Genomic DNA, 9,477 nt, shown 5'->3' with positions numbered 1-9,477 from the left:
AAAACTCCAACGGTGAAGGCGACCATTCAGCTCGGCGGAATATCTAATTGAGTCCCTGATTTCCGTTAAATCTTCCAAGGCAATTCCATCGTATTTCTCCGCTAACTCAACGATTTTATTCGCTAACACTACCCCAAGCCCGGCTGGGTGGAGCACAACCCAGAGGAGATATGGGAGGCACAGTTCAAGGCCATAAAGACGGCCATCGAGAGGGCCAAAATCAAGCCGAACCAGATAGCGGCGATAGGAATTACGAACCAGCGCGAAACGACGATAGTATGGGATAGGGGTGGCAGACCCCTTTACAACGCCATCGTCTGGCAGTGCAGGAGAACTGCCGAGATGGTGGAGGAGATAAAGAAGGAGTACGGCGACGTCATCAAGGAGAAAACCGGCTTGGTTCCGGATGCCTACTTTTCGGCAAGCAAGCTCAAGTGGCTCCTCGACAACGTGCCCGGGATGAGGGAGAGGGCGGAGAGGGGCGAAGTCCTCTTCGGGACTGTGGATACATTCCTCCTCTACCGCCTAACCGGGGAGCACGTTACCGACTACTCCAACGCTTCTCGTACGATGCTCTTCAACATCAAAAAATTGGAGTGGGACGAGGAGTTACTCGAAATCTTCGACATTCCGGAGGGTGTTCTGCCCGAGGTGAGGGAATCGAGCGAGGTTTACGGCTACACCAGAAAGGAGCTCCTCGGGGCTGAAATCCCTGTGAGCGGAGACGCGGGCGACCAGCAGGCGGCGCTCTTTGGTCAGGCCGCCTTTGACGAGGGAATGGTTAAGGCCACCTACGGGACTGGCAACTTCATCCTGGCCAACACGGGAAGGATGCTCCTCTACTCCGACAACCTGCTGACAACGATAGCCTGGGGCCTGAAAGGAAGGATAACCTACGCCCTTGAGGGGAGCATCTTCATAACCGGCGCGGCAGTTCAGTGGCTCCGCGACGGGATTAAGATCATCAAAAGTGCCCCAGAGACGGAGGAACTTGCCACCAAGCTGGAGAGCAACGAGGGAGTTTACTTCGTCCCGGCCTTCGTCGGCCTCGGCGCGCCCTACTGGGATCAGTTTGCTCGCGGGCTAATAATCGGCATCACCCGCGGCACCGGCAGGGAGCACCTCGCGAGGGCGACACTTGAGGCCATAGCCTACCTGACCAGGGACGTCGTCGAGGAGATGGAGAGGCTCGTTCAGGTCAAAGAGCTCCGCGTCGACGGCGGTGCAACGGCAAACGACTTCCTTATGCAGTTTCAGGCGGGCATCCTCAACAAGCGCGTCATCAGGCCCGTCGTGAAGGAGACAACGGCCTTGGGTGCGGCATATCTGGCAGGCCTCGCCGTTGACTACTGGGAGAGCTTGAAGGAGATAATGGAGCTCTGGAAGGCGGAGAGGATCTTTGAGCCGGATATGGGCGAAGAGACGCGTGAAAAACTCTACCGCGGCTGGAAGGAGGCCGTGAAGAGGGCAATGGGCTGGGCAAAGGTGGTGCGGTAACTCCGTGACCGGCCCGTGGGGGCCGGGCCCATACGCTTTGTTTTCCGAAGAGAAAATAAAAGGAGACGTTATGAGACGAACTTTTCCCTGTAGAGCCTCGCCAACCTGCGGATACCCTCGGAAATCTCCTCCCCCGACGGCCTGGAGAAGTTAAGCCTTATGGCGTTGATTCCGCTGTCGTCCGTGTAAAACGGCTTCCCGGGCACCACAACAACGCCCTCTTTCTCCATGAGCTCCCCCGCGAACTCCATTCCGCTGGCGTTCTCCGGCAGGAACAGCATTATGAACATCCCGGCAATGGGCCTTGTGAAGCTTGCCCATGGGAGGTTTTCCTCCAGTGAGGCCACCATGATGTCCCGCTTCTCCCTGTACGCTGGAAGCGCCTTTTTCAGATGGTATTCCTCAAAGTAGCCCCTTCTGAGGTACTCCAGGGCTATATACTGCGAGATCGCCGGGGCGCAGAAGTCTATCGGCTGCTTCTGCATAAGAACCTTCCGGAGGACTTCTCCCTCGGCCGCTATCCATCCGATCCTGAAGCCGGTTCCAAGAACCTTGCTGAGCGTCCCGGCAACCACAACCCTTCCCTCGTCGTCCAGCGCCTTCAGGGGCCTGATGTTCCCGCCCTCGTACATCATAAAGTTGTAGGCGGTGTCCTCTATTATCAGAAGGTCGTACTGTGAGGCTATCTCAAGGAGGGCCTTCCTCCTCTCGGCGCTCATGGTAACGCCCATTGGGTTCTGCCCGGTTGGGATTGTGTAAATGAACTTGACCTTCCTGCCCTCGGAGGCCAGCCTCCTGAGCTTCTCTTCAAGGACATCGGTTCTCATACCGTTTTCGTCAACGGGTACACCCTCAATCCTTGCCCCCAGCTGTTCAAATGCCAGGAGGGTGTTTATGTAGGAGGGGTTTTCGGTTATTACCATGTCCCCTGGATCAATGAGAACCCTGCCAAGCAGGTCGAGGGCCCCGGTTCCGCCGATTGTGATGACGATGTTTTCAGGCGGCACGTCCACCCCGTCGTACCTCTTAAGAAAATCTGCCAGTTCCTCCCGGAGCTCTGGAATTCCGTTGGCTGGGGTGTACATGACCGATTTAGGTTCATTTTCTAGGATCTCGCGTGCCAGCTCCCCCAGGACTGACCTGGGTATCAGGGACGGATCCGGGTCTCCCGCCGCCAGAGAAATGAGTCTCCGTCCCTTCTTTTGGAGCTCGGAAGCCTTCTTCATGACGTCTGCAAGGGCCGAGCCTTTGATCCAGTTCGCCCTTCCGGCGAGGTACCTTGCGTACATCACGGGGATCACCGGTGTATATTTCGTTGTTACTTCTATAAATATCTTAACGTTATGGGGATGCTCTCCTATCTGCCCATGGATGTCGCAACCGTTATATCTCCCAAGGCCAACATTCTAACAAACCAAAGGTTGAAGAAACCCTTAAAACATCCCTTTGGTTTTGCCATATAAACTATAGAGACTCTATAGGGGCGGTTGGTATGGTGACAAAGGTCGCCATAATAGGCGCTGGAATAAGCGGTGCGAGCATAGCGCGCGTTCTGAGCAGGTACGAAAACCTTGAGGTGCACCTAATCGAAAAAGCCCCCGACGTCGGCTGGGGTGTTAGCAAAGCTAACACCGCTTTGATACACGGCGGCTACGACGATGACCCTAAGAAGTACCCCATGAGGGCAAAGCTCTGCGTTAAGGGAAACCGGCTCTGGCACCAGTGGGTCAAGGAGCTTCAGATCCCGCACATTTGGAACGGAGCGTTGATAGTTGCACTCAAGGAGGAGGACTTCGACGAGCTGGAAAAGCTTTTGGAGCGCGGGAGGGGGAACGGCGTCCCCGAGATGAGGATAGTCGATAGGGATAAACTCTTCCACCTCGAGCCTGGCCTCACGAAGGAAGCAATCGGAGCGCTTTGGGTGCCGATAGTCGGCCAGATTGGTCCGATCCCCGCGGTCATAGCGATAGTCGAGAACGCGGTCGCAAACGGTGTGAAGACCCACCTTGAAACCGAGGTTACGGGAATTAAGGTCGAGAACGGTGAGGTCAAGGGCGTCGAAACCAGCAACGGCTTCATAAAGGCTGACATCGTCATCAACGCCGCGGGCCTCCATGCCGACGAGATATCCAGAATGGCCGGCATTGACTACTTCGAGATACACCCGAGGAAGGGCGAGTACTGGCTCTTTGACGACGATATTCCCGGCCCGAGGAGGGTTCTCTTCCCGACGCCGACGCCGATAAGCAAGGGCATCGTCGTTACGACGGAGATAAGCGGCCATCTCATGATAGGCCCCAACGCCCAAGACCTGCCGCCGGAGGAGAAGGAAAACCTCTCCACAACGAGGGAGGGCCTTGAGAGCGTATGGGAGGGTGCCAGGAAGCTGTGGCCCAACCTGCCGCCGAGGAGCAAGGTTATCAGAACCTTCGCCGGTCTGAGGCCAGAGCCGACGGGAGGGGACTTTATAATCAAGGCCGAGGAGGAGGTCTGGGGATTCATAAACGTCGCCGGAATACGCTCTCCGGGACTTACAAGCGCCCCTGCAATAGCCTATGAGGTTGCCGAAATAATTCAGCGCGACCTCGGGATAAAACTGGTCGAGAAGGCCAAGTGGAACCCGTACAGGAAGGAGATAAGCCACTTCTTCATGATGACACCGGAGAAGGTGAACGAGGCCGTGAAGAGGAATCCGGCATACGGGAAGATCGTCTGCCGTTGCAACAACGTTAGTGAAGGCGACGTCTTGGAGGCGATAGAGAGGATGAAGGCCATAGGCGTCAAGACGCCGAGCGTCGATTCCGTGAAGTTTAGGACGAAGGCCACAACCGGAACCTGCCAGGGAAGCTTCTGCAGGCCGAAAGTAGTCCAGCTCCTCGCGAGAGAGTATGGAATTGAGCCCTGGAAGGTTACCCTCAAAGGAAAAGGAAGCGAGATTGGAACAGGCGACGTTAAGGCCCTCAGGAGGGGTGCCTGATGTTCCCAGAAATTCCGATACTGAGCTACGATGTCGTCGTTATCGGCGGCGGGCCGGCTGGAATGGCGGCCGCGGTCAAAGCAAAGGAGCTTGGACTGAGCGTCCTTCTCCTCGACGACAACGACTACCTTGGCGGAATCCTCCCCCAGTGCATCCACCCTGGCTTCGGGATACACTACTTCAGGGAGGAGCTGACCGGCCCGGAGTTCGCGGCGAGGCTCGCGAAAAGGTTAGTTGGGCTCGGCGTCGAGTACAGAACCGCCGCCCGTGTCCTCGAAATCAAGAACTACTCCGACCTTGAGAAGGTCGTGGTCTTCACCTCCCCGAGCGGAGCTTATCAGGCCTGGGCAAAGGCTGTAATCTATGCCGCAGGGGCGAGAGAGCGGCATGCCTTCGAGATAGGCATCGTCGGCGACCGCGTTGCTGGAATTTACACGGCTGGAGAGGCCCAGACACTCATGGACATCTACGGAATCCTGCCCGGGAAGGAGATTGTCATAGTCGGCTCCGGCGATGTCGGGTTGATAATGGCGCGCAGGTTTGCTCTCGAAGGGGCGAAGGTAAAGGCCGTCGTTGAGCTGATGCCATACCCCGGTGGACTGGCTAGGAACGTGATGATCCTCAGGGACTTCGATATTCCGCTCTACCTGAGCCACAAGGTCGTAGAGGTGCGCGGAAGGGGCAGGGTCGAGAGGGTGAAGGTCGTGAAGGTGGACGAGAACCTCAACGAGGTACCGGGAAGCGAGTTCTGGATAGAGGCAGACACCCTCGTCGTTTCCGCGGGGCTGATTCCAGCCGTCAAAGCTCTGAAGAGAATCGGCGTCGAGATAGACCCATCAACAGGCGGCCCGGTTGTAAACGACAGGCTTGAAACGAGCGTCCCCGGGATTTTCGTTGCTGGGAACTCCCTTATCATCAATGACCTCGTTGACTACGTGGCCGAGCAGGGCGAATTAGCGGCGGAGAGCGCAAAGGAGTTCATAGAGAAGGGCGGCATTGAAAGCCGGAAGTGGGTGAAGGTCGAGAAGGGCGAAAACGTCCGTCTCCTCGTTCCGCACTATCTGAGCGGCGACCGCGATGTCTACCTCTACCTCCGCGTTTCAAGGCCGATGGAGGACGTCGAGCTGAAGATTCCGGAGATTGGCAAGAAGCTCAAGCTACCGGTCGCCAAACCGGCCGAGATGATAAGGGTCAGGCTGAAGGCCGAGGAGGTCCGGAAGGCTGAAGAAAGGCTCACCGTTGAGGTGGTGAGGGCATGAAGAAGACATACCGCTTCACATGCATCATCTGCCCGCTGAGCTGTGCCCTGGAGGTTGAAGTTGATGACGGCAGGGTTGGGGAGGTTAAGGGCTACACCTGCCCGCGCGGCAAGGAGTGGGCCATAGAGGAGGTCACCAACCCGAAGAGGGTGGTCATGAGCGTCGTCCCGGTTGAAGGCGGGGCGTTGCCAACGGTGAGCGTCAAGACTGCCGAACCGGTGCCCAAGGAGAGAATCCCTGAACTTATGAAGTTTCTGGCCGGACTCCGGCTCAGGGCTCCGGTGAGAATAGGTGACGTGGTGGCCGAGTGGGAGGGTGTGAAAATAGTGGCCACGAGGGGGGCTTAGCCCCCTCACCAGAAGGCTTCGTCCATGCTGGGGGCGTTTTCTATTTCTTCGGGGACTCTTATTTTCACGGGCTCGTTGATGTCGTGGAGCCTGATGGATTCGTGGACGGTGACGTGCGCAACGGTTTCATCCTCAAACACCATTGTGAGATCAAGGTACTCCTCGATGTAGACAGGGGTACCATCTTCCCTGAGATGAACCTCGATCCAGCCTTCGTTTGTGGTGATATTCTTGACGTTATCCCCGTTGAGCTCTGAAAGAAGATAGCCGGTCTGGTTGGTGGCGTTTGCAATCTCCCAGAAGGTCACGTTGACGCGGAAAGCGTAGCTGCTGGCAAGTTTCTTGATGGTCACATTCTTGCTTTCTAGGAGCTTTTCGATGTAGATGATGTTCATGGAGCCCCTGGCCTGACTTGAGATGTCCTCCTCATCCGTGGCGTTGTACCGCTTTCCGTCTATCTTAAAGAACACTTGAGTACCGTTCACAAAGTACGGCCAGTCCATGTTGACGTCCATACCCATAAAATGCATCGAAAAGCTCATGTTGCCGGCATCGAAGCCGGAGGTTCTGTTGAAGACTCCGGTGATGTTGAAGATCATGTTAAAGTTAAAGGTCTTGTTCGTTTTCTCCTCCATGATGTGCATGCTCATCGAGAAGTTCTGATCGTACCTCGCGGTCTCGATGTTCTCGATGGCGGTCAGAACCTTCTCCTTGGTGAGGCCCACCTGATCCCCTATGCAGCCGCTCGCTAGTATGACGAAGCCTATCAGGAAAAGCGCCATCAACCGCTTCATGGTACTACCTCCAGTTGTGGTTCGGGAAATGTTGATGGGTTGTCTTAAATACTTTTTCTATTCAGATTTTGCACACCACTGGGAAGAGTTTGCAAAAAGTGGAAACCTAAAGGGCCACCCTCAGCCTTCACCCAAAGATGGCTCCCAAGGCCCCAGAATCGTGAAGTTTCCGCGGGTTTCTCCGCGCTCGACCCTGCCAAAGTCGAGGTAGTCCCGTTCGAACGTCTCCGTGAAGTTCCCCCTCAGGGGATTCTCTTTCTCATCGACGAGGAGGGACAGTTTCAGGGTGTGGCTGGCCACTACCCTGCTGCCGTTCTCGATGGTTCCAACGGAGTAGCTCTCATCCCAGTTGAAGACGACGTTCATCTCGTATCCTTCCCCGGTTTTCCGGATGCCGGTTACGTTTCCCTCCATGAGAGCGGCTCTGATGAAGTTCATGACGTTCCATTCGACGCCCTGGCTGTGACGGGCCAGGTCCCAGTAGAAGTTGTAGTTGGACTCCCCGGGGATGGCCCTCATCGTGCCTTCACCGCTCCCGGTCTTAACCCTCCAGACGGCGCTTCTGTTTTCGTAGTTTATGCAGGCCTTCACGTCCTTCCTGAAGGCAGCCGTTCCGTTTCCAGCGGTTTCTTCCGTCATGACCTCCGCCTTCCAGCAGAAGGAGGTCTGTCCGTCTATCGCCTTGAGAACGTCGTTCATCGAGGGAGGCGAGTGAAGGTCTTTAGAAGAACCGCTTGAGACGAAGTAGTACGCCACCCCGGCGAGCAGGACGAAGCCGATAACTATAACAAGAAGCCTCTTCGTTCTTACCACCCGTAACAATTTAAAAGCGCAAGATTATAAAATTTACCCCTTAAAAAGGAAATTCAAAGGGCCTCAAACTTCTGCAGGAATATCCTCAGGTCGGTCTTGAAGGGCTCTTCGGCCTTCTTGACTTCCTCGTTGAGGAGCTGGAGGAAGTTTTCCTCGTCCATTGATTCTGCCCAGAGACGCTTCACGAGGTTTTCCAGCCTGTCGTAGTACTCCACGTAGGGCCTCGCCTCGAACAGTGCGCCCCTCACCTTTTCGGTCTCCCTCATCACCACCCACTCCTTTTGAACCAGTAGTACCACATCTTGCTCCTGTCTTCGGCCTGTCCCATGATGAGGAAGTACCTGAGGATGGCCATGTTCATCAGTATGAAGAGTATCAGGAGGATATTGTACGCGGGAACCGCGCTGCTCAGAAAGGCGAAGTAGTCCCACACGATGTGCAGCACCACTGCAAGAGCGTAAAACTGTGAGAGTGACTCGACTTTACCCTCCGCTATCATGCCGTATCCCACACCGATTATTGCGCTCCAGGCGGCGTGGGCGAAGGGCGTAAGGAACGCGCGCACTATGGTTATTGAAACGCCCCATCCAAGCCCGTAGAGGAAATTCTCCGTCGCCGCAAAGCCGAGTCCTGCAGCGACACCGTAGACAAGGCCGTCCATTATGCCGTCCATCTGGCCTGCTTTGAAAGGCCACCTTATAGCCAGGGCCTTGGCGGGCTCCTCAACGATGCCCGCGACGATGGCGACGTAGAGTGCGGACGCCGGCAGGAACGGCTCCACCATCCCCCCTACTGTGAGAATGCTCTCCAGGATGTACACAATGGCCACAGATAAGGTTCCGCCGAGAACGAACGTCCCAACGACGTATCTGCGGGGTTCTGGTTCGTATTTGTCCGCGTGGTAGAAGTACCACAGGATGACCAGGGCCGGAGCGTACGCGAAGAATACCACAGAGCTTAGGATGTCCATCCTGCACCACCGGAAAAATGTGGGGGGAGAGAGTTTTAAGTTTTAGCATTTTGAGAGCAGTTCGGAGAGATCAACTCCCTGTCTTTTCAGGTAGCTGAGGAGCTCCTTGGGGGGCTCTACTTTAGCCCGGTTTATGCTGTCAATCCTCAAGGTGATGATGTCCACCCACCTTTCTCCGTTCTTGGTGTAGTGAACCGTCTCGTTGACCTCAGCTGGCATGAGCTCCTTTGTGAGCTTGATCGTCATCTGGACTTTGTACGCCCCGGATACATCTTCACCGGCGGCTATCGTTCCGCCCGTAGTGTTGGCCCTGACGATGTAGTATTCCCCTTCTTCCTCAACCTTCACGTCCGGCAGGGTGAGTACCTTCCAGAGGCTTTCCACGATGTTCACCGTCAGGTTGGGGCCCTCGCCGGGGCTGTAGCACGCCGCTTCCCATGTTATCGTGCCGTTCCTGTCGGTAAGTGTTGCGTACCCCTTTTTTGTTGTGTAGTAATAGGTCCTGTAGTAGAGGGGCCCCCTCAGGCTGCTGTTTGAGACAGTGGCCACGGCCTTCAGGCCGTTCTCTATGTCGACCTCACCCCTGGTAATAAGCCGGGCGGCAGGCTTCGTACCGTTGTAGCTCGTGATTTCCATTGTGTACTCGTAGCTCTTCATCTTTGCTATGGCGCTATTCAGGTCCTCCGGGGTGAACGGCAGGTTCTGAGACGTGGTCGTTGTCTCCGATGAGGTTCCGCCGCCGGAGATGCATCCCGCGGCAAAGACCATGAGAACGATGAGCAAGCCAAGATAGGTCTTCTTCATTCTATCACCTTTGATT

The 9,477-nt window shown here is 55.8% G+C and carries 9 protein-coding genes and 2 pseudogenes; 4 read left to right on the top strand and 7 right to left on the bottom strand.

Annotated elements, in window-relative coordinates; translation table 11 throughout:
* A pseudogene (locus E3E36_RS13240) lies at nucleotides 1-126 on the bottom strand (RNA-guided endonuclease TnpB family protein); the annotation flags it as partial.
* On the opposite strand from E3E36_RS13240, the pseudogene glpK reads away from it, so the two are divergent.
* Nucleotides 127-1,497, top strand: a pseudogene (gene glpK, locus E3E36_RS10565) (glycerol kinase GlpK); the annotation flags it as partial. It abuts the pseudogene before it with no gap.
* Between the two features lie 68 nt (nucleotides 1,498-1,565).
* Here the strand turns inward: glpK and E3E36_RS10560 are convergent.
* Nucleotides 1,566-2,798 carry a PLP-dependent aminotransferase family protein gene (locus tag E3E36_RS10560; RefSeq protein ID WP_342764407.1) on the bottom strand — a complete coding sequence of 411 codons (1,233 nt, stop codon included), beginning with the start codon at nucleotides 2,796-2,798 and terminating at the stop codon, nucleotides 1,566-1,568.
* A gap of 191 nt (nucleotides 2,799-2,989) precedes the next feature.
* Between E3E36_RS10560 and E3E36_RS10555 the strand changes: the two genes are divergently transcribed.
* The 3 genes from E3E36_RS10555 to E3E36_RS10545 are packed head-to-tail and all read left to right on the top strand — an operon-like array spanning nucleotide 2,990 to nucleotide 6,080.
* Nucleotides 2,990-4,474 carry an NAD(P)/FAD-dependent oxidoreductase gene (locus E3E36_RS10555; protein ID WP_167895321.1) on the top strand — a complete coding sequence of 495 codons (1,485 nt, stop codon included), beginning with the start codon at nucleotides 2,990-2,992 and terminating at the stop codon, nucleotides 4,472-4,474.
* Nucleotides 4,474-5,733: an NAD(P)/FAD-dependent oxidoreductase gene (locus tag E3E36_RS10550; protein WP_167895320.1), complete on the top strand. Its 1,260-nt coding sequence runs from the start codon at nucleotides 4,474-4,476 to the stop codon at nucleotides 5,731-5,733. Before E3E36_RS10555 ends, E3E36_RS10550 begins: the two co-directional genes overlap by 1 nt.
* Nucleotides 5,730-6,080 carry a DUF1667 domain-containing protein gene (locus E3E36_RS10545; RefSeq protein WP_167895319.1) on the top strand — a complete coding sequence of 117 codons (351 nt, stop codon included), beginning with the start codon at nucleotides 5,730-5,732 and terminating at the stop codon, nucleotides 6,078-6,080. The genes E3E36_RS10550 and E3E36_RS10545 overlap by 4 nt, the downstream gene beginning before the upstream one ends.
* Before the next feature lie 5 nt (nucleotides 6,081-6,085).
* Here the strand turns inward: E3E36_RS10545 and E3E36_RS10540 are convergent, their stop codons facing one another.
* The 5 genes from E3E36_RS10540 to E3E36_RS10520 form a co-directional block, all read right to left on the bottom strand.
* Nucleotides 6,086-6,874: a hypothetical protein gene (locus tag E3E36_RS10540; protein WP_167895318.1), complete on the bottom strand. Its 789-nt coding sequence runs from the start codon at nucleotides 6,872-6,874 to the stop codon at nucleotides 6,086-6,088.
* Nucleotides 6,875-6,994: 120 nt separating this feature from the next.
* The gene (locus E3E36_RS10535) at nucleotides 6,995-7,687 is read right to left on the bottom strand and encodes a hypothetical protein (protein ID WP_167895317.1); all 693 of its coding nucleotides are present in this window, start codon (nucleotides 7,685-7,687) and stop codon (nucleotides 6,995-6,997) included.
* A 53-nt stretch (nucleotides 7,688-7,740) separates the two neighbouring features.
* Entirely contained in the window at nucleotides 7,741-7,953 is a 213-nt protein-coding gene (locus tag E3E36_RS10530; RefSeq protein ID WP_167895316.1) for a hypothetical protein, read from the bottom strand.
* Nucleotides 7,953-8,657, bottom strand: a complete 705-nt coding sequence (locus E3E36_RS10525) for a PrsW family intramembrane metalloprotease (RefSeq protein WP_167895315.1) — start codon at nucleotides 8,655-8,657, stop codon at nucleotides 7,953-7,955. The genes E3E36_RS10530 and E3E36_RS10525 overlap by 1 nt, the downstream gene beginning before the upstream one ends.
* Nucleotides 8,658-8,699: 42 nt before the next feature.
* Entirely contained in the window at nucleotides 8,700-9,461 is a 762-nt protein-coding gene (locus tag E3E36_RS10520; RefSeq protein WP_167895314.1) for a hypothetical protein, read from the bottom strand.
* Nucleotides 9,462-9,477: the final 16 nt, after the last annotated feature.

This window comes from Thermococcus sp. M36 (assembly GCF_012027355.1).
Classification (GTDB): Archaea; Methanobacteriota_B; Thermococci; order Thermococcales; family Thermococcaceae; genus Thermococcus.
The sequence above is the reverse complement of the archived record's forward strand: the minus strand, read 5'-3'. Positions and strand labels throughout refer to the sequence as shown.

Excerpts from the sequence above, each read along its gene's own strand:
- E3E36_RS10555 (WP_167895321.1), top strand. The coding sequence starts at position 2,990 with ATGGTGACAAAGGTCGCCATAATAGGCGCTGGAATAAGCGGTGCGAGC.
- E3E36_RS10550 (WP_167895320.1), top strand. The coding sequence starts at position 4,474 with ATGTTCCCAGAAATTCCGATACTGAGCTACGATGTCGTCGTTATCGGC.
- E3E36_RS10545 (WP_167895319.1), top strand. The coding sequence starts at position 5,730 with ATGAAGAAGACATACCGCTTCACATGCATCATCTGCCCGCTGAGCTGT.
- E3E36_RS10540 (WP_167895318.1), bottom strand. The coding sequence starts at position 6,874 with ATGAAGCGGTTGATGGCGCTTTTCCTGATAGGCTTCGTCATACTAGCG.
- E3E36_RS10530 (WP_167895316.1), bottom strand. The coding sequence starts at position 7,953 with ATGAGGGAGACCGAAAAGGTGAGGGGCGCACTGTTCGAGGCGAGGCCC.
- E3E36_RS10525 (WP_167895315.1), bottom strand. The coding sequence starts at position 8,657 with ATGGACATCCTAAGCTCTGTGGTATTCTTCGCGTACGCTCCGGCCCTG.
- E3E36_RS10520 (WP_167895314.1), bottom strand. The coding sequence starts at position 9,461 with ATGAAGAAGACCTATCTTGGCTTGCTCATCGTTCTCATGGTCTTTGCC.